Origin of the sequence: Streptomyces humi (assembly GCF_001005085.2) — a bacterium.
GTDB lineage: Bacteria > Actinomycetota > Actinomycetes > Streptomycetales > Streptomycetaceae > Streptomyces > Streptomyces humi.
This window is the reverse complement of the sequence record NZ_LBMU02000130.1, coordinates 33529-51690: the sequence shown is the minus strand read 5'-3', so window position 1 is coordinate 51690 and position 18162 is coordinate 33529. Positions and strand designations below refer to the sequence as shown.

Sequence of the window (18162 nt, the reverse complement as noted above, 5' to 3'; positions counted from 1 at the left end):
CTTTCAGGGTGCGCGGGGAACTGCGCGATCAGCCCCCACCGGGCCGCACCCACAGGAACACCTTCATGAACGGCCCATGAGAACCCTCCTCGACCTGCGAGAAGGTTCCTTATATCGGGCAAACGAGCTTCTCGCGGCGTTCTCAGCGGGCACTCAGGCAGCTCTCATGGTCGCGGGACAAGCTTCTTGTCATGACCGAGAGCTTCCGCCGCAGCGGCGAGTACGAGAACCCGCAGGGTCCCCAGGGTGACGCCTACCAGGGCGCGTACCCCCAGCAGCAGCACGCCTCCGCTCCCACTCCCGTGAACCCGGAGTGGCCGCCCCCGCCCACCCACCAGCCGGCCCAGCCCGCGGAGCCGGTCACCGCGGAGCCGGTCACCGCGGCGTTCCCGGCGCAGCCGGACGGCGGCGAGCACTCGGTCCACGCCAAGAAGAAGCGCGCCCGGGGCCCGATGGCCCTGCTCGCCGCGGTCGCGATCGTCGCGGCGGCGGTCGGCGGCGCCACGGCGTACGGTTTCCAGGAGCTGACCGGCAAGAACGAGGTCGTCTCCAGCAGCACCACCACCAACGTGGTCCCCTCCAGCAAGAAGGGCGACGTCGCCGCGATCGCCGCCGCCGTCAGCCCGAGCGTCGTGGAGATCACCGCGACCCTCAGCAACGGCACCTCCACCGGCTCCGGTGTGATCATCACCAGTGGCGGTGAGATCGTCACCAACAACCACGTGATCTCCGGCGCCCAGTCCATAAAGGTGACGACCAGCACCGGCAAGTCGTACACCGCGCAGGTGGTCGGCACCGACAGCGCCAAGGACCTCGCGCTCATCAAGGTGCAGGGCGCCTCCGGCCTCAGCCCCGCCACGCTCGGCAACTCCGACGGCGTCCAGGTCGGTGACACGGTGGTCGCGATCGGTTCCCCCGAGGGCCTCAGCGGCACGGTCACCAGCGGTATCGTCTCCGCGCTCGACCGGGACGTCACCGTCTCCACCGACGAGGGACAGGACCAGCAGAGCCAGGGCGGCGGCGACGGCCAGTGGCCGTTCTCCTTCGGCGGCCGCCAGTTCAACGGCGACACCGGTTCGTCCACCACGACCTACAAGGCCATCCAGACCGACGCGTCCCTCAACCCGGGCAACTCCGGCGGCGCGCTGATCGACGCCGGCGGCAACATCATCGGCATCAACTCGGCCATGTACTCGGCCAGTTCGGACTCCTCCTCGTCCTCCTCGGACGCGGGCAGCGTCGGCCTCGGCTTCGCCATCCCGATCAACACGGTGAAGTCCGACCTGGCCAAGCTGCGGGCCGGTTCCACCAGCTGAACCACCAGTACCAGCACGAGCACGAGCACGTAGGGAGTACGTCATGATCAAGCAGGTTTCGCACCAGGTGACCGGCGGCAACGACCCGGCCGGTATCGGTCTGGCCCTCGCGGTGGCGTACGAACTCCACGCCCCCACCGAGGCGACGGCGGCCCCGGCCCCGCGCGCCCCGGAGCTCGTGCCGGCCCCCCAGCTGATGGGGCTGCGCACCTCCGCCGCCCGGCCGCACCAGCGCAAGGTGCCGCTGAGCCGCATGACCCTGGTCCGCGGCTGAGCTGCCGCGCACCGGCGCGCATACCCGACAGCCCGGAAACATGCGAGGCTGAGAGGCGTCCCACCGCGAACCACCGCATCCCGAACCATCACACCCCGAGGAAACGCGAGCGATGAGCCCCGCCGAAGGCGACCGTGACCCCCAGCGCATCCTGATCGTCGACGACGAGCCGGCCGTACGCGAAGCGCTCCAGCGCAGCCTCGCCTTCGAGGGGTACGAGACCGAGGTCGCGGTCGACGGCGCGGACGCCCTGGAGAAGGCCACGGCCTACAAGCCGGACCTGATCGTCCTCGACATCCAGATGCCGCGGATGGACGGCATGACCGCGGCCCGCCGGATCCGCGGGGCGGGCGACACCACCCCGATCCTGATGCTGACGGCCCGCGACACGGTCGGCGACCGGGTCACCGGGCTCGACGCGGGGGCCGACGACTACCTGGTCAAGCCGTTCGAACTCGACGAGCTCTTCGCCCGCATCCGGGCGCTCCTGCGCCGCAGCTCCTACGCGGCGTCCCTGGTCGAAGGAGCCGACGAGGACGAGGCGCTCACCTTCGGCGACCTGCGCATGGACCTCGCCACCCGGGAGGTGACACGGGGCGGGCGCCAGGTGGAGCTGACCCGGACCGAGTTCACCCTCCTGGAGATGTTCATGGCACACCCGCGCCAGGTCCTCACCCGTGAGCAGATCCTCAAGGCCGTCTGGGGCTTCGACTTCGAGCCGTCGTCGAACTCGCTGGACGTCTACGTGATGTACCTCCGCCGCAAGACCGAGGCGGGCAGCGAACCGCGCCTCGTCCACACCGTGCGTGGCGTCGGGTACGTCCTGCGCCAGGGCGGCGCCGAGTGACCAGGCTCGCCCGCCGCTTCCGCACCCTCCCGATCCGCGCCCGCCTGTCGATGCTGGTCGCGGCGGCGGTCGCGTTCGCGGTGGCAGCGGTCTCGGTGACGTGCTGGTTCATCGTGCAGGGGAAGCTGTACGACCAGCTTCGGAACGACCTCCAGCGGGAACAGCGCGGTCCGGCGATCTACGGGATCATCAGCGGCGCCATCGCCGACTGCTCCGAGACGCCCCAGGACGCCAACAGCTACCGGACCAACTACGGCCAGGCTGTCACGCTGGACAACAGGATCTGTCTGCTGCCCGGCTCCACGGGCGAGGTCAAGATCACCCAGGACGACAAGAACAAGATCAAGGCCGGGAACACCGACACCCTCTACTTCCGCAACGGCACCGACAAGGACGGCAACGCGCTGCGCGTGATGACCCAGGTGTTCCCCACCGACACCGGCTCCTACGTCGGGCTGGTCACCGCCGTCCCCCTGAAGAACACCCAGGACACCCTCAAGGACCTCGCCCTGATCCTCCTGCTCGTCTCGGGCGTCGGGGTCCTCGGTGCCGGGGCCGCCGGGCTCGCCGTCGCGCGGGCCGGGCTGCGGCCCGTCGACAAGCTCACCGAAGCCGTCGAGCACGTCGCGCGGACCGAGGATCTGAGTGTGCGGATCCCGGTGGAGGAGGAGTCCGACGACGAGATCGCGCGGTTGTCCCGCTCCTTCAACAGCATGACCACCTCCCTGGCCAGCTCCCGTGAGCTCCAGCAGCAGCTGATCGCGGACGCCGGCCACGAACTGCGCACCCCCCTCACCTCGCTCCGCACGAACGTCGAACTCCTCACCCGCAGCGAGGAGACCGGCCGCCCCATCCCCGCCGCCGACCGCAAGGCGCTGCTCACCTCGGTGAAGGCGCAGATGACGGAGCTGGCGACGCTGATCGGCGATCTCCAGGAGCTGTCCCGGTCGGAGGGCCAGCGCGGTGAGCGGGTCCAGGTGGTGGCGCTCCAGGACACGGTCGAGGCGGCGCTGAGCCGCGCCCGGCTGCGCGGCCCGGAGCTGAAGATCACGGCGGACGTCCGGCCGTGGTTCGTCCGCGCGGAGCCCTCCGCGCTGGAGCGGGCGATCGTCAACATCCTCGACAACGCGGTGAAGTTCAGCCCCGAGGGCGGCACGATCGACGTGGCCCTGGACCACGGCGTCCTCACGGTCCGCGACCACGGCCCCGGCATCCCGGAGGACGAACTCCCGCACGTCTTCGACCGCTTCTGGCGCTCCCCGTCGGCCCGCGCCCTCCCCGGCTCCGGCCTCGGCCTCTCCATCGTGGCCCGCACGGTCCAGCAGGCGGGCGGCGAGGTCACCCTGACCCGCGCACCCGGCGGCGGCACCGTGGCGACGGTCCGCCTGCCGGGAGCCGCCACCCCTCCCCCGGACGCCCAGTGAACCCGCTGCCGTAGAGGAGGCGGGACTACGCTCTCCTCAGTCGCGCACCCGTTCGGTGCGTCTGGGGGAGGGCGTGGGGTGTGGGCGACGACGGCGTGGAGCGGGTGTACCGGAAGCGGCGGAGGGTGCCGCGGGCGTATCTCGGACTGCTGGGGCTGGTGTTGGGGAACGCCTTCGTCCAGCTCGTCCGGTTCTCCGGTGAGCGTCCCGGCGACGGGGCCGGGCCCCGGTGGGGGGCGCCGGTCTTCGCCGTGCTGATACTCGTGACGCTGGTGCGGGTCGCCCTGGAGCAGTACCGGGCGTACACCAGGGTCACGTCCGCCGGGATCACCGCGCGGGGACCGCTGCGGGCCCGTACCTGGGCCTGGCCTGACGTGTACGACATCCGGGTCGAGCAGGCCCCGCGCGGCTCCGGCCGGGCGGCGCCCCAGTGGCTCACCTACCTGTACGACCACCGGGGCCGCCGCTTCCTGCTCCCCCACCTCAACGACTGGCAGCTGGACGACCCGTACGCGGAGGTCGCGGAGCTGTGTCTGGCCGCCGCCCCGCACCGCAGCCTCACCTGGGAACGGCGCCCGGACGTGGAGGAACGGATCCGCCGGGGCGCCGTGCGCCGCAAGGCGTGGCTGTGGGGAGTGCACGGCGCCGTGGCGACGCTCGTCGTGATGATCGTGGTCGCCGTCGCGCTGGTGATCGCGGAACGGGGGGACCACCCGTTCCTGCTGATCGTGTGCGTGCCGCCGGCCGCGGGCGTCGTCCTGGCCGCCGTACTCCAGTGGTACTGGGGGGTCCGGCCGCCGCGCTCCCTGGCCCGGCAGCCGTAGCCCACGCACATCCCCACCCCAGCTCTCTCACAGGCCCTCGTCACACTTTTGTCAGATGGCGAGTCAGATGGCGCGGAGGATTTTGCTGGCCGACGACGACGCGGCCGTGCGGGACGGCATCGGCCGGCTGCTCAGGTTCGAGGGGTACGAGACGCTGCTCGCCGGGGACGGCAGAGTGGCCCTCGATCTCGTCGGGGCTCCGGAGAGCGAGCCGGACCTGGTGCTGATGGACGTCGAGATGCCGGGCCTCGACGGCCTGGCGGCCACCCGGCGGATCCGGGCGTCCGGGTCCACCGTGCCGATTCTCATGATCACCGGCCGGAATGCCGTGGGGGACCGCATCGTCGCCCTCGACAACGGCGCCGACGGGTACCTGGCGAAGCCCTTCGCCACCGAGGAACTGCTCGCCCGGGTGCGGGCGTTGCTGCGGCGCAGCCCGCGGCCCGAGCCGGCGGCGGAGCGCCCCGGGGAACGGTGCCTCGTCTTCGACGACATCGCGATGGACCCGCGGACCCGGGCCGTGCACCGGGCCGGCCGGGCCCTGGACCTGACCAAGACCGAGTACGCGCTGCTGGAGTTCCTGCTGCGGAACCCTGGGCGGGTGCTCGGCCGGGAGCGGATCCTGCGGGACGTGTGGGGGTTCGAGTTCGCGCCCGCGTCCAACACGCTGGACGTCTACATCATGTACCTGCGGCGGAAACTGGAGAGCCGCGGCGAACCGCGGCTCATCCACACCGTGCGCGGGCTGGGGTACACGCTCAGGAGCGGTGCTACCACCTGAGGATCATCGTCTCGTCCGGGGCCGGTGCCGCCGACTCCGCCGCGATCGTCTCCGGGAGGGGGTGGGCGAGGCCGGCGTACGCGCCGTCGCGGGCGAGGAGTTCGGCGTGGGTACCCGCCTCCACCAGGCGGCCGCGGTCGACGACCAGGATGCGGTCGGCGTCGGGGGCGAGGGTCAGGTCGTGCGTGATCATGATGGTCGTACGGCCCGCCATGAGCCTGCGCAGCGGGGCCACCACCTGGCGGGCGGCGATCGCGTCCAGGCCCGCCGTGGGCTCGTCGAGGACGAGGACCGGGGCGGCGCGGAGCATCGCGCGGGCGATGGCGACGCGCTGGAGCTGACCGCCGGAGAGCGCGGCCGTGCCGGGGGCGATGTGGGTGTCGTAGCCCTGGGGCAGGGCGGTGATGAAGTCGTGGGCCGCCGCGTCCCGTGCCGCCTGCTCGATCTCGGTGTCCGTCGCGCCCGGGCGGCCGCAGCCGATGTTCTCGCGGACCGTGCCGTTGAGGATCAGCGTCTGCTGCGGGAGCAGCGCGACGTTCTCCCGGAGGAACTCCAGGGGTACGTCGGTGAGCGGGACGCCGTCCAGGCAGATCACGCCGGCCGAGGGGTCGTAGAAGCGGGTGAGGAGCTTGGAGAGGGTGGACTTGCCCGCGCCGCTCTTGCCGGTGACCAGGACCAGTTCGCCGGGGCCCGCGGTGAGGTCGACGTCGCGGAGGGAGGCGCGGGGGGACTCCGGGTAGCGGAAGGAGACGTTGTGGAAGCTGACCCAGCCTCGGACCGGCCAGGGGCCGACCGGCCGGGCGGGGTCGGTGACGGCGGGTTCGGCGTCCAGGATCTCGCCGATGCGCTCGGCGCCCGCGGTGGCCGCGGTGAGGGTGAGGCCGAGCTGGCCGAGGTTGCGGACCGGCGGGTAGAGGTAGCCGAGGAAGGCGGCGAAGGCGAGCAGCTGACCGAGGGTCATCCGGTCGGCGGAGATCTCCCAGACGCCCAGGCCGATGACGGCGAGGACGCAGAGGGTCTCGACGACCTCGACGAACTGGGCGTACATCTCGCTGAGGCGGGCGCCCCGCACGCTCGCCCGCATCCAGGCGCGGGCCTCGGCGTCGAGGCGCTTCTCCTCGTCCCGGCGGCGGTTGTACGCCTGGGTGAGGACGACGTTGCCGAGGGACTCCTCGACCACGGAGGTGATCGCGCCGTCGGCGACCCGCTCGTCCTGGGAGGCGGTCCGGATCCGGCCGGAGAAGCGGCGGGCGGCGAACAGGAACAGGGGAGCGAGGACGAAGGTGGCCAGCGCCAGGTCCCAGCGCAGCCAGAAGGCGGCGGCCGCGTAGAAGACGGCGGAGAAGGCCGCGGCGACGGTGCCGACGACACCGGAGACGACCATCTGCTCGATGGCCTCGACGTCACCGGTGAGGCGTTCCACCAGGTCGCCCTGGCGGTGCCGCTGGAAGAAGTGCGGGGGCAGGTCCTGGACGTGCCGGAAGACCTTGGCGCGCAGGCGCAGGACGAATCTCTCGGCGGTCCAGGTGGCCAGTGAGTTGCCGAGGTACCCGACGAACGCGCCCACCGCGGCGACCAGCAGCCAGGCGCCGGCCGGGCCCCAGAAGGCGGACAGCGAACCGGCCTCCAGGGCGTTGTCGGTGAGGTTCGCGAAGAGCAGGATCGCGGCGGTCTCGGCGAGCGCGGACACCACCACGCACGCGATGATCACCCACAGCCACTTGCGGTCGCCGCGGGTCAGCGGCCAGAAGCGGCGGAAGGCGGCACGGGCTTCTCTCATGGTCGACAACTCCCTTCAGAGGCATCGGTGGGGCGGGCAGGGCTGCCCATGGGCGGACATGGCCGAGGCGGGGCCACCGGTCGCGACCACGCTTAACCGGTGACCCCGCCTCGCTGTGTGCGTCAGCCGTTGTCGACGGGACGGCGCTTCGGGGCCGGCTTCTTCGCGACCGGCTTCTTCGGGGCCGGAGCGGGCTTGTGGTGCTTCTTGACCGGGGCGATCTTGCGGAAGCTCATGGTGACGTACCTCTCTGTCGTGGGGTCTGTCGTGATCCTGCAACAGCTTTTCTACCGTTCTGCTGCAACGACCTGTGAATAGATTTGAATTACTTCTGTGAATTCTTTGTCAGCGCTCGTCGCCGACGGGGCGACGCTTCGCGGCCGGCTTCTTCGCGACCGGCTTCTTCGGGGCCGGAGCGGGCTTGTGGTGCTTCTTGACCGGGGCGATCTTGCGGAAGCTCATGGTCTTCTCCTTCGATTCGTTTGTTCTGTCGTCCGCGCCGTTCGCTTTCGACATGGAAAACATTACGTGATCCGCGAGCCGAGAAAAGCCATTTCCGCTAAGACATCGATGAATTACAGCTGAGACATATTTTCAGGAGCAACTGGGAACCAGAGGCCATCTCACACAGGTTTTACAGGGCAGGACGGCCAAGCAGAACGGGCCCGGTGCGCGCTGTCGCGCGCACCGGGCCCGTGGGGCGGGACGGGGGTGAGGAGGGGTGAGGAGGGGTTACTGCACGATCGCGATCCGGTTCGCGGCCGGCGGGGTGAGCGGGCTCGCCGCCGAGGAGTTGGCCGTCAGGTACTGGGCCAGGGCCGCGAGGTCGTCGGTGCCGACCAGGTCGTCCGTGCCGAGGCCTAGGGTGGTGAAGCCGTCGCCGCCGCCCGCGAGGAAGGAGTTGGTGGCGACGCGGTAGGTGGCGGCCGGGTCGACGGCCTTGCCGTCCAGACGGATCGAGTCGGTGACGACCCGGTCCGCGCCCGTCTTCGTGAGGTCCAGGGTGTACGTCAGGTTCGCCGACGGCTGGAGGATCTTCGGGGCCGCCGCGTTGCTGCCGCTCACCTGCTCCTTGAGCACCTGGACCAGCTGGGCGCCGGTGAAGTTCTGGAGGTTGACCGTGTTGGCGAACGGCTGGACGGTGAAGCCCTCCGCGTAGGTGACGACCCCGTCGCCCTCACCGGCCTTGGCCGCGTAGGTCAGCCCCGCCCGGACACCGCCCGGGTTCATCAGCGCGAGGTCGGTCTCCGGGTCCAGCTCCTTGCCGTAGGCGAACTGGGCGTCGGCGATCAGGTCACCCATCGGGGACTCGGTGCCGGTGCTGCTGACGTCGGCGGAGATCCAGCCGACGGGACGGTTGCCGATCGGGGCGGCGAGGGTGTTCCACTCGCTGATCAGCCGGGTCATGTCGGGCGCCTTGGCGACGTCCCGGGTGACCACGTGGTTCGCGGACTTCACGGCCGTACGCGCGATGTCACCGGTACGGCGGTCGTAGGTCAGCGTGGTGTCCGTGTACAGGCGGCCGAAGGAGGCGGCCGAGGTGACCATGCGCGGGTTGCCCGCCGGGTCGTCGACCGTGCAGACGTACGCGGTGTGGGTGTGGCCGGTGACGAGGGCGTCCACCGCCGGGGTCACGTTCTTCGCGATGTCGACGATCGGCCCGGAGATGCCGTCACCGGCGCCCGGGGAGTCGCAGTCGTAGTTGTACGACGACGAACTCGGGAAGCCGCCCTCGTGGACCAGCGCCACGATCGACTGGACGCCCTGGCGCTGGAGCACCTTGGCGTACTTGTTGATCGTCTCGACCTCGTCCTTGAAGGCGAGGCCCTTGACGCCGTCGGCGGAGACGATGCCCGGTGTGCCCTCCAGGGTGACGCCGATGAACCCGATCCTCACGTCCTTCTTCTGCCAGACCCAGTACGGCTTCAGGATCGGCTTCCCCGTCTTATCGTCGAGGACGTTCGCGGCGAGGTAGGGGAAGTCGGCGCCCTTGAACCTCTTGTCCGTGTAGCAGCCGTCGGTGGGGTGGCAGCCGCCGTTCTGAAGGCGCGCGAGTTCCTTCGCGCCCTCGTCGAACTCGTGGTTGCCGACCGTCGTCACGTCCAGGTCGAGCTTGTTCAGCGCCTCGACGGTCGGCTCGTCGTGGAAGAGCCCGGAGATCAGCGGGGAGGCGCCGACCATGTCACCGCCGGCCGCCGTGACGGAGTACGGGTGGCCCTCGCGGGCCTCGCGCAGATGCGTGGCGAGGTACTCGACACCGCCCGCGTCGATCGTCCTCGTCGTCCCGTCGGCCTCGGTCTCGGTGACCCGGCCGGAGGAGCCCGACGGCGGTTCGAGGTTGCCGTGCAGGTCGTTGAAGGAGAGCAGCTGGACGTCCTGGAAGCGGCTCGGGTGCTGGTGCCCGTGCCCGCTGCCGGAGTGCGCGTCGGCGGGCAGCGCGCTCGCGAGCGCGGCGGCGGTGGCGAGTCCGGCGGCGGACGCGAGCAGTGCGAAGGTACGGCGTCCGGACGGGCGGGACGTGGCCGGCATGGAACCCCCCTGTGGGTCTGCTGAGAAGTGGCCCGGTCCGGCGCAGCCTAGGGTCAACGCGCGTAGCGCAACAGGGGGTTCATGGTTACATCCTGGTTGCCTTTTGCCCTGCCCTTTACCTTCGCCCGTGCCCCCACTTTGTCCGTCCGGCCCCGTACCCTCGTACGCATGACCAGCGACGACACCGCACGGCCGCCCCTGTACTCCCGCTCCATCGATACCTACTCCGCGCTCGCCCCGGACCAGGCCGAGGCCGTACTGGGACTGCTCGCGGAGGCCGCCCGCGCGGACGGCCAGCAGCCGGTGTCCGAGCAGGGCCGCCTCCAGATCGGCGGCGGCGCCCGGGACGGCGTCTCCCACCTGCTCCTCACCGCCGGCGGCGAACTCGTGGGCTACGCCCAGCTGGAGGACACCGACCCGGTGGAGGCGCCGGCCGCCGAACTGGTCGTCCACCCCTCCCACCGGGGCCACGGCCACGGCCGCGCCCTGGGCAGCGCGCTGCTGGCCGCGACCGGCAAGCGGCTGCGGGTGTGGGCGCACGGCGGGCACCCGGCGGCCCGTCACCTCGCGCAGGTCCTCGGCCTCACGCTGTTCCGCGAACTGCGCCAGCTGCGCCGTCCGTTGACGGACCTGGACCTGCCCGACCCGAAGCTCCCGGAGGGCGTGACGGTCCGCGCCTTCGTGCCCGGCAAGGACGACGCGGCCTGGCTCGCGCTGAACGCGGCCGCCTTCGCCCACCACCCCGAACAGGGCTCGCTCACCCAGCGCGACCTCGACGACCGCAAGGCGCAGCCCTGGTTCGACCCGGCCGGCTTCTTCCTGGCGGAGCGCGGGGTCGAACTGCTCGGCTTCCACTGGACGAAGGTGCATGAGGAGGAGCGCCTCGGCGAGGTGTACGTCCTCGGTGTCTCCCCGGCCGCCCAGGGCGGCGGCCTCGGCAAGTCCCTGACCACCGTGGGCCTGCGCCACCTGGCGGACCGGGGGCTGCCGACGGCGATGCTGTACGTCGACGCGGACAACAAGTCGGCGGTGGCGGTCTACGAACGCCTGGGCTTCACGACCCACGAGACGGACCTGATGTACCGCACGGAGACCTGAGGACGGGAGCTCGGCCGCCGGCAGGTCTCCCGCGCGGCCGTCACCCGGCAGGTCTGCCGCGCGGCCGTCACCCGGCAGGTCTGCCGCGCGGCCCTCACCCGGCAGGTCTGCCGCGCGGCCCTCACCCGCTCGCGCAGTCGTCCGCGCCCTTCGGCACCTTCACCCCGAGGAGCCGGGCCGCCTCGGCCGTCGTGGTGCCGGGCGACGTGAGGTCCGCCCAGCCGGCCCTGACCCGGGACGTGATCACGGCACGCGGGGCGTGCAGGAGTTCGCGTACGACCTGGGTCTGCTGGGCCGTGACGCCCATGCTGCCGCCGTCCGGGGTGAGGACGGCGGCGCCGCCGCTGAGGCTGTCGTCGATACGCAGGTGGCGGAAGGTGTCCTCGGGGGCCGGATCGGTGGCCAGGGCCAGCCAGAGCGTCGTGATCGTCCGGGCGTCGCACATGCTCTCCGCGGTGCGTTCGCTGCCCGCCACCAGGACCCTGGCGACGCCGACCGCGAACTCGGGGACCCGGTTGCCGCCCCACTGGGTGCCGACGGTGACGGTGCCGTGGACGGGACTGGTGGGGAGGGTGGCGTCCGTGGTGAGGTCGGTGACCGCCTCGATGCGCTGGCGGACGGTCAGCCGGGCGGTGGCCGCCTCGCCGCCCGCCCCGGCGCGCACCCGGCGCACCACCCTCGCCCAGTCGGCCGTCCAGCCCGTCCAGTCGGGGTACGCGCAGTAGCGGGAACCGTCCCGGTCCACGCAGGTCTGGAACCGCTGCGGGTGCTCCGCCTCCGCCTTCCGCGCGGCCTGGAGCGCGGCCGACGGGCCCGGTGTCTGACCGGCCACCCCGGCGACCGTCGCGGCCAGCGCCACGGCCGTCACCGCCTTCAGCGCCCGGGTCCGGCCGCCGGCCACCAGCACCGCGACGCCCGCCACCAGCACGGTCAGCCCGGTCAGGTACAGCGCGTGCCAGGCCGCGGGGCGGCCCAGCAGGTCGCCCGGGACGGGGGTGCCGCCGTTCTCCTGCACCGTCGGCCAGAGCCACTCGACACCGTGCGCGCCGCCGGTGACACCACCGAGGAGGGTGACGACGACGGCCAGGGCGATCACGAAGAGCACCGGCGTCGCCGCGTGCGGCAGGGCCCGGGCCAGCAGGACGCCGACCGCCCCGGAGAGCAGGACCGTCAGCGGGGCGACCGCGAGTTCGGCGAGCGATCCGTGCCCGACCGCGCCCGGCCGCGACGCCGCCCAGCCGAACTGGACGCCCACCACCAGGCCCACACCGACGGCGAACGGCACCACCGACAGGGCGTGCGCCAGGGTGCGCCGCGGCGCCGACATGACCAGCACCGAGAACTGCTCCTCGACGCCGCGCCGCCGGTTCAGCAGGGCGGCCCGGTGCACGCACGCCAGCAGGGCGACGCAGAGCAGCATCGGACCGCCCTGGGTGGCCCGGTCGGTGTCGTGCAGGACCGGGTAGGCGGCCATCCCCTCGTCCCGTCCGGCCAGCTGGTAGCCGACATAGGCGAGATAGAGCAGGCCGAGCACCACCATCGGTATCTGCAAGGCCAGTTGGCGCGCCTCGAACGCCGCGAGGGCCAGCACGGACGCGGTACGCCGGCCGGAGTCGGGTGTCACCTGTGTCTCCGGCGTCTCGAGTGCCGTCGTCATGCCGCAGCCTCCGCGGTCTCCTCGTCGAGGACCAGCAGGTAGCCGTCCTCCAGGGTCGGTTCGAGCAGGTCGGCGCCGGGCGGCGGGTCGCCGACGTTGCGGAAGGCGCCGGTGCCGGTGCGCCAGCCCGCGCGGGCGCCCGGGGCGCGTTCCGCACTGCTCCACACCCGGCCCGCGGCCCGCGCGGTCAGCTCGGCCGGTGTGCCGTCGAAGCGGACCCGGCCGCCCGCCAGCACGATCACGTGGTGGCAGAGCATCGCCACGTCCTCGGTCTGGTGGGTGGAGAGCAGGACCGTCCGGCTCTCCCCCGCCTGTGCGATCAACTCGCGGAACCGCATCCGCTGTTCGGGGTCCAGGTGGACGGTCGGCTCGTCCAGGACCAGGAAGGCGGGGTCGCCGACCAGGGCCGCCGCGAGGGCGACCCGCTGGCGCATCCCGCCGGACAGCCGCTTGAGGCGCCGGCCGCGGACGTCCGCGAGACCGACCTGGTCCAGCACGCGCCGAACCTCGCGGTGCCGCTCGGCACGGCCGGTCAGCTCCTTGAGGACGGCCACGTAGTCGACGAACTCGAAGGCCGTGAAGTCCGGGTGGAAACCGGGGGTCTGCGGGAGGTAGCCGAGTGTCCGCCGCAGGGCCAGCCGGCCGGCTGGGGTCGCGGGGTCCTCGCCGTGCGCCGTGAAGCTTCCGCTGTCCGGCGGTACGGCCGTGGCCAGCACCTTCAACAGGGTGGTCTTCCCGGCGCCGTTCGGGCCGAGCAGGCCGGTCACGCCGTCCGTCAGCCGCAGGGCGACCCCGTCCAGGGCCCGGGTGGAGCCGTGGCGCACGGTGAGACCGGCGGCGGCGACAGTGGTGGTCAACTCGATCTCCAGAAAAGGTCGGTGAAGGTCAGAAGGGCTCGGTGTCGAAGCGGTCGCGGGCCTGGTGCAGCAGGAAGGTCGCCAGCGCGGCCAGCGCCGCGGCCACCGACTGCCCGGCCGCCGTGAAGGCCGCGGGGGTGCCGGCGGGGTGCGTGGCGGCCACCGCCATCAGCAGCGTCCAGGCGCCGCCCACCAGGCCGGGGCCGAGCAGCGGGCCCAGCCGGGCGGCGAGCGCGAGCCCGGCCGCGGTGAGCGCGAGGGCGGGCAGCAGCCAGCCGAAGGCCAGCAGGCCGTAGCCCGGAAGGGCCAGCGCGGCGAGGGTGTTGAGAACCAGGGAGGCGGTCAGCGCGGCCACCGTGCGGATCATCAGCAGCCGGAACCCGTGGGTCGGGGCGACCGCGGCGATCTCGTGGGTGGGGTCGAGCGCCGGTCCGTACGACAGTGCCACCGCGGCGAGCGGGAGGAGCGGGGCGAGCGCCAGGAACAGGGCCGGGGCGTCCACCGCGTGCACCACCAGGACGGTCGCCGCCAGCACGCAGGCCACCGACGCCAGCCAGGAGCGGCGCAGTACCGGGGTCGCGGTGAGCAGCCGCGCGGTGTGCTCGGCGACGCCGGCGCGGATCAGCAGCCGCTCCCCGAGCCGGGGCCGGGGTGCGTCCAGCTCGGCGTCCAGGCGGTCCCAGCCCGCGTCCAGCGCGGTCTGGTCGGACACCGCGGCGAGCACCGCACGGCACCGCGCGCAGGAGCCGACGTGGGTGTCGGCCGACCACAGCAGCGGCGGCGCCAGCTCGCCGAGCGCGTAGGCCCGCAGATCCTCCTCCGTGACGTGCCAGCCGCTCTTCGGAGCTCCGGTGTCCGTCATGCCAACTCCTCCCGCAGCTGCTTGCGCGCCCGCATCGCCCGTGTCTTGACCGTGCCCGGCGGTATGCCGAGCAGGACCGCCGCCTCCCGGGTGGTCAGCCCGTCGATCACCGTCGCCTGGAGGACCGCCCGCAGTTCGGGCGAGAGCCGGACCAGGGCCCCGGCGAGGTCCCCGTGCTCCACCCCCGCGAGCACGCGTTCCTCCGCCGAGGCCTCGTCCCGGTGACGCAGCCGGGCCAGCGCCTGCCGCAGCCGGCCCCTGGCCCCGTCGCCGCGCAACGCGTCGACCAGCCGCCGCGACCCGATCCGCCACAGCCATCCGGCCGCGTCGCCTTCCTCGTGGTAGCGGGCGGACCCCCGCCACACCGCGAGGAAGGTCTCCTGCACCACGTCGTCGACGACCGACGGATCCGCGCACCGGCCGCGCAGCCGCGCGGTCAGCCACGGCGCGTACCGCCGGTACAGCTCCTCGAAGGCGCGCCGGTCGGCGTCGGCCGCGATCGCCCGCAGCAGCTCCCCGTCGCTTCTCGTTCCGCTCACGTCTCCTCATCGCACGAGCCCTGCCGACCGGTTCACGGATTCCGCCTTGACTTTCCGGGCGGCCTTCCACCACCCTTTCACTACTCAATTAGTGAAAGGGTGGTTGTACGAGTGGTCGAGTACCGCATCGACCGGCGCTCCGGCGTCGCCACCTACGTCCAGATCGTCCAGCAGACCAAGCAGGCCCTGCGCCTGGGGCAGCTACGGCCGGGAGACAAGCTGCCCACCGCCCGCGAGGTGGTCGAGGCCACCGCCATCAACCCCAACACCGTGCTCAAGGCCTACCGGGAGCTGGAACGCGAGGGGCTGGTGGAGGCCCGGCGCGGCCTCGGCACGTTCGTGAAACGCGCTCTCGGCACCGCCCCGGCCGCCGAGTCACCCCTGCACGGGGAGCTGGCCGACTGGGCCGCCCGGGCCCGCGAGGCCGGCCTGGACCGCGACGACGTGGCCGCACTCTTCACCGCCGTACTGGAAAAGCACTTTCAGGGAGACAACTGATGACCGACACCGCGATAGCGGCCTCGGCGCTGGGCAAGCGGTTCGGCCGGCGCGGGGGATGGGCACTGCGGGACTGCACGGTCCGGCTGCCCGCCGGGCGCGTCTGCGCCGTCGTCGGCCCCAACGGAGCGGGCAAGTCCACGCTCCTCGCCCTCGCCGCCGGCCTGCTGGGCGCCACCGAGGGCGAGCTGACCGTCCTCGGCACCACCCCGGCCGAGGCCCGCACCCGGATCGGCTACGTCGCCCAGGACAAGCCGCTGTACCCGCAGCTCACGGTCGCCGAGACGCTCCGGATGGGCGCCGACCTCAACCCCGGACGCTGGGACGCGGCCGCCGCCGAGCGGATCGTCTCCGCCGGCGACCTGAACCCCGGGTCCCGGGTCCGCGCCCTCTCCGGCGGCCAGCGCACCCGTGTCGCGCTCGCCCTCGCCCTCGGCAAGCGGCCCGAACTGCTCCTCCTCGACGAGCCGATGGCCGACCTCGACCCGCTGGCCCGGCACGAGCTGATGGGCGTGCTGATGGTGCAGGCCGCCCAGCACGGCACCACCATCGCGATGTCCTCGCACGTGGTCGCCGAACTGGAGGACTCCTGCGACCACCTGCTGCTGATCGGCGGCGGGCGGGTCCGGCTGGCCGGCGAGATCGACGACCTGCTGGCCGCCCACACCCGGGTCGCCGCCGACGCCGACGCCGACCTCGCGCCGCACACCGTCGTCGAGTCGCGGACCACCGGCCGTCAGCTCAGCGCCCTGATCCGCCCGGCGGGGCCGCTGCCCGCCGACTGGCGCACCGCCACCCCCTCCCTGGAGGAGCTGGTCCTCGGCCACCTCCGCAACCCCGGGGCACCGGCCCTTACCCCGGACTCGGCCTCGGCCTCGGCGCCGGACTCGGCCTCAGCCTCGACCGAGGAGACCGTCGCGTGACCGCCCTGCCCGCACCCCTCCCCTCGGCCGGCCCGCCGCACCTGACCCGCTGGCTGCTCCGCCTGCACCGCCCCGCGCTGTACGCCTGGACGGCCCTCGTCCTGCTCACCGCCGTCCTGCTGATCCTGCTCCAGGGCCCGTTCGCCGACGCGGCGGCCGAGGGCTGGCGGCAGTACAACAGCTGCGGGTTCAACGCCAGGTGCGTGTACGACCAGAGCGCGATCCTGCGCTACAAGGACTGGTACAACTACGCCACCCTGGCCACGGCCGCGGTGCCCTTCCTGGCCGGTGCCTGGGCGGGCGGCGCGCTGCTCGGCAAGGAGCTGGAGTCCGGCACCGCCCGGCTGTCCTGGACCCAGTCCAGCACCCCGGTCCGCTGGCTCGCCGTGCGGCTGGCCACCCCGGCCGCCGTCGTCACGGCGGGGACGGCGCCGCTGGCCTGGCTGCACCACCTGGCCTGGGCCGCGGGCCGGGGCCGTATCCACAGCGCCAAGGAGTGGTACGACGTCGGGACCTTCCACACCGGCGGCCCCGTCCTCGTCGGCCTGTCCCTGGCCGGGCTCGCGGCGGGCGCGCTGGCCGGGCTGCTGGTGCGGCGGACGCTGCCCGCGCTGGGCCTGGGCGTGCTGCTGACGGGCGCGATCTGGGGCACGGTCCTGGTGCTGCTGCCGCATCTGTGGCCGACGCTGGGCCGCAGCGGGCGCGGCTACCTCGCGGCGCCCTCCGGCTCCTGGACGGTGAGCCAGGGCGGGACCGCGGCCCACTACCACGTGACCTACCACCCCTACGCCCACTACTGGCCGCTCCAGCTGACCGCCACGGCCGTCCTCCTCGCCCTCACCGCCCTGCTCACCCTCGCCTGCTTCCTGGTGCTGCGCCGGCTCACCGGACGGGCGGCGGCCCGATGAGCGCCGCGAGCCCGGCCGCCGGCCGGGGCCTGCCCCGGACCGTGCTGCGGCTGCACCGCCCGGCCCTGCTGACCTGGGCCCTGTTCGTGACGGGGACGTGCGGCTGGCTGGTGTGGCTGACGGAGGTCGGCGCGAAGGACCCGGCCATGCAGGGCCTGCCCTGCATGGACGCCTGCGACCGGCCCTACCTCCTGGTCGACTACCCGACCCAGATGAACTGGGCCGTCATCCTGATCAACTACGCCTTCGTCGGCGTCGCCGCGTTCGCCGGGGGCGCCCTGATCGGCCGTGAACTGGAGTCCGGGACCGCGCAGTTGGCGTGGACCCAGGGGGTCACCCCGGTCCGCTGGCTGGCCGCCAAGCTGGCGCTGCCCGCGGCGGCGCTCACGGTGGGGGCCACCGCCCTCGTCCTGGTCTTCCGCTGGGCCTTCGCCGCCCACCCCGAGCTGCTCTGGACGCAGCACTGGGCCTCCGCCGACGTGTTCGCCGCGCGGGGCCCACTGATCGCGGCGTACGCCCTGTGCGCGCTCGCCGTCGGCACCCTCACCGCGCTGCTGCTGGGCCGCACGCTGGCCGCCCTGGGGGTCGCGGCCGGGGCGATGTGGCTGTTCGCCGCCGTGCTGACGTACTACCGGGCGTACCTGTGGCCCACCGTGCGGCGCACCGGCCCCCGCTCCCTCGACCTCCCGGACGACGTGTGGCAGGTGACCGGCGGCCGGAACACCCACGGCTACTTCGCCACCTACCACCCACCCGCCCACTACTGGCCGCTGCACCTCACCGAGACCGCGATCGTGCTCACCGTGGCCGCCCTCGCCACCCTGCTCTCCTTCCGTCTCCTCAGGCACCGCACGGAGTCCCCCGCATGACCGCGGCGGCCGTCATCGGCGGGTTCTGCCCCTTGCGCCGCCGGGCCCGCTGAGGGACCGTCGGTCCCGGACGTCCCTCCGTCGGCGCAAGCGCCCGCGGGATCCGCGCGGAGGGACGCGCGGGGGCCGTGGGAGGCTCGTACGGGATCGTCGCTTTCGTGATCCCCGAGGCCCCC

17 protein-coding genes are annotated in these 18162 nt (G+C 72.8%); 11 read left to right on the top strand and 6 right to left on the bottom strand.

From position 1 onward, the window contains the following. Positions 1–191: 191 nt before the first annotated feature. From AAW13_RS42065 to AAW13_RS42040, 6 genes are all read left to right on the top strand, one after another. A complete protein-coding gene (locus AAW13_RS42065) occupies positions 192–1316 on the top strand; it encodes a S1C family serine protease (protein WP_046732833.1) in 1125 nt (374 codons plus the stop codon). Between the two features lie 43 nt (positions 1317–1359). Continuing rightward, positions 1360–1590: a hypothetical protein gene (locus AAW13_RS42060; protein WP_046732834.1), complete on the top strand. Its 231-nt coding sequence runs from the start codon at positions 1360–1362 to the stop codon at positions 1588–1590. A gap of 112 nt (positions 1591–1702) precedes the next feature. Then, positions 1703–2437: a response regulator transcription factor gene (locus AAW13_RS42055; protein WP_046732835.1), complete on the top strand. Its 735-nt coding sequence runs from the start codon at positions 1703–1705 to the stop codon at positions 2435–2437. Beyond that, positions 2434–3861 carry a HAMP domain-containing sensor histidine kinase gene (locus tag AAW13_RS42050; RefSeq protein ID WP_046732836.1) on the top strand — a complete coding sequence of 476 codons (1428 nt, stop codon included), beginning with the start codon at positions 2434–2436 and terminating at the stop codon, positions 3859–3861. The genes AAW13_RS42055 and AAW13_RS42050 overlap by 4 nt, the downstream gene beginning before the upstream one ends. An 80-nt stretch (positions 3862–3941) precedes the next feature. Then, the gene (locus AAW13_RS42045; RefSeq protein WP_052768705.1) at positions 3942–4685 is read left to right on the top strand and encodes a PH domain-containing protein; all 744 of its coding nucleotides are present in this window, start codon (positions 3942–3944) and stop codon (positions 4683–4685) included. 55 nt (positions 4686–4740) lie between these two features. Then, the gene (locus tag AAW13_RS42040) at positions 4741–5466 is read left to right on the top strand and encodes a response regulator transcription factor (RefSeq protein WP_046732837.1); all 726 of its coding nucleotides are present in this window, start codon (positions 4741–4743) and stop codon (positions 5464–5466) included. Here AAW13_RS42040 and AAW13_RS42035 read toward each other — a convergent pair. Together AAW13_RS42035 and AAW13_RS42030 are read right to left on the bottom strand one after the other, a co-directional pair. Beyond that, positions 5456–7246: an ABC transporter ATP-binding protein gene (locus AAW13_RS42035; RefSeq protein ID WP_046732838.1), complete on the bottom strand. Its 1791-nt coding sequence runs from the start codon at positions 7244–7246 to the stop codon at positions 5456–5458. The two genes, AAW13_RS42040 and AAW13_RS42035, sit on opposite strands and share 11 nt — an antisense overlap. Positions 7247–7978: 732 nt before the next feature. Further along, a complete protein-coding gene (locus AAW13_RS42030) occupies positions 7979–9775 on the bottom strand; it encodes a bifunctional metallophosphatase/5'-nucleotidase (protein ID WP_046732839.1) in 1797 nt (598 codons plus the stop codon). Between the two features lie 168 nt (positions 9776–9943). Between AAW13_RS42030 and mshD the strand changes: the two genes are divergently transcribed. Beyond that, positions 9944–10873: a mycothiol synthase gene (gene mshD, locus AAW13_RS42025; protein WP_046732840.1), complete on the top strand. Its 930-nt coding sequence runs from the start codon at positions 9944–9946 to the stop codon at positions 10871–10873. 121 nt (positions 10874–10994) lie between these two features. Here the strand turns inward: mshD and AAW13_RS42020 are convergent, their stop codons facing one another. The 4 genes from AAW13_RS42020 to AAW13_RS42005 are packed head-to-tail and all read right to left on the bottom strand — an operon-like array spanning position 10995 to position 14788. Further along, positions 10995–12530, bottom strand: a complete 1536-nt coding sequence (locus tag AAW13_RS42020; RefSeq protein WP_046732841.1) for a hypothetical protein — start codon at positions 12528–12530, stop codon at positions 10995–10997. Continuing rightward, complete coding sequence (locus tag AAW13_RS42015) at positions 12527–13387, bottom strand: ABC transporter ATP-binding protein (protein WP_046732842.1); 861 nt, start codon at positions 13385–13387, stop codon at positions 12527–12529. Before AAW13_RS42015 ends, AAW13_RS42020 begins: the two co-directional genes overlap by 4 nt. 28 nt (positions 13388–13415) lie before the next feature. Next, a complete protein-coding gene (locus AAW13_RS42010; RefSeq protein ID WP_046732843.1) occupies positions 13416–14249 on the bottom strand; it encodes a hypothetical protein in 834 nt (277 codons plus the stop codon). Then, complete coding sequence (locus AAW13_RS42005; protein ID WP_046732844.1) at positions 14246–14788, bottom strand: RNA polymerase sigma factor; 543 nt, start codon at positions 14786–14788, stop codon at positions 14246–14248. The genes AAW13_RS42010 and AAW13_RS42005 overlap by 4 nt, the downstream gene beginning before the upstream one ends. A gap of 111 nt (positions 14789–14899) precedes the next feature. On the opposite strand from AAW13_RS42005, the gene AAW13_RS42000 reads away from it, so the two are divergent. From AAW13_RS42000 to AAW13_RS41985, 4 genes are read left to right on the top strand one after another with little or no spacing between them, the layout of a single operon-like run. Next, the gene (locus tag AAW13_RS42000) at positions 14900–15286 is read left to right on the top strand and encodes a GntR family transcriptional regulator (protein WP_046732845.1); all 387 of its coding nucleotides are present in this window, start codon (positions 14900–14902) and stop codon (positions 15284–15286) included. Beyond that, the gene (locus AAW13_RS41995; protein WP_046732846.1) at positions 15286–16209 is read left to right on the top strand and encodes an ABC transporter ATP-binding protein; all 924 of its coding nucleotides are present in this window, start codon (positions 15286–15288) and stop codon (positions 16207–16209) included. The genes AAW13_RS42000 and AAW13_RS41995 overlap by 1 nt, the downstream gene beginning before the upstream one ends. Next, positions 16206–17117 carry a hypothetical protein gene (locus AAW13_RS41990; RefSeq protein ID WP_046732847.1) on the top strand — a complete coding sequence of 304 codons (912 nt, stop codon included), beginning with the start codon at positions 16206–16208 and terminating at the stop codon, positions 17115–17117. Before AAW13_RS41995 ends, AAW13_RS41990 begins: the two co-directional genes overlap by 4 nt. Beyond that, on the top strand, positions 17114–17986 hold the full coding sequence (locus AAW13_RS41985) for a hypothetical protein (protein ID WP_046732848.1): 873 nt from the start codon (positions 17114–17116) through the stop codon (positions 17984–17986). The genes AAW13_RS41990 and AAW13_RS41985 overlap by 4 nt, the downstream gene beginning before the upstream one ends. Positions 17987–18162 lie beyond the last annotated feature (176 nt).

What these genes read in the sequence shown, in the direction of transcription:
- AAW13_RS42065 (WP_046732833.1), top strand. Translation starts at nt 192, where the DNA reads ATGACCGAGAGCTTCCGCCGCAGCGGCGAGTACGAGAACCCGCAGGGT.
- AAW13_RS42060 (WP_046732834.1), top strand. Translation starts at nt 1,360, where the DNA reads ATGATCAAGCAGGTTTCGCACCAGGTGACCGGCGGCAACGACCCGGCC.
- AAW13_RS42055 (WP_046732835.1), top strand. Translation starts at nt 1,703, where the DNA reads ATGAGCCCCGCCGAAGGCGACCGTGACCCCCAGCGCATCCTGATCGTC.
- AAW13_RS42040 (WP_046732837.1), top strand. Translation starts at nt 4,741, where the DNA reads ATGGCGAGTCAGATGGCGCGGAGGATTTTGCTGGCCGACGACGACGCG.
- AAW13_RS42035 (WP_046732838.1), bottom strand. Translation starts at nt 7,246, where the DNA reads ATGAGAGAAGCCCGTGCCGCCTTCCGCCGCTTCTGGCCGCTGACCCGC.
- AAW13_RS42030 (WP_046732839.1), bottom strand. Translation starts at nt 9,775, where the DNA reads ATGCCGGCCACGTCCCGCCCGTCCGGACGCCGTACCTTCGCACTGCTC.
- mshD (WP_046732840.1), top strand. Translation starts at nt 9,944, where the DNA reads ATGACCAGCGACGACACCGCACGGCCGCCCCTGTACTCCCGCTCCATC.
- AAW13_RS42020 (WP_046732841.1), bottom strand. Translation starts at nt 12,530, where the DNA reads ATGACGACGGCACTCGAGACGCCGGAGACACAGGTGACACCCGACTCC.
- AAW13_RS42010 (WP_046732843.1), bottom strand. Translation starts at nt 14,249, where the DNA reads ATGACGGACACCGGAGCTCCGAAGAGCGGCTGGCACGTCACGGAGGAG.
- AAW13_RS41995 (WP_046732846.1), top strand. Translation starts at nt 15,286, where the DNA reads ATGACCGACACCGCGATAGCGGCCTCGGCGCTGGGCAAGCGGTTCGGC.
- AAW13_RS41985 (WP_046732848.1), top strand. Translation starts at nt 17,114, where the DNA reads ATGAGCGCCGCGAGCCCGGCCGCCGGCCGGGGCCTGCCCCGGACCGTG.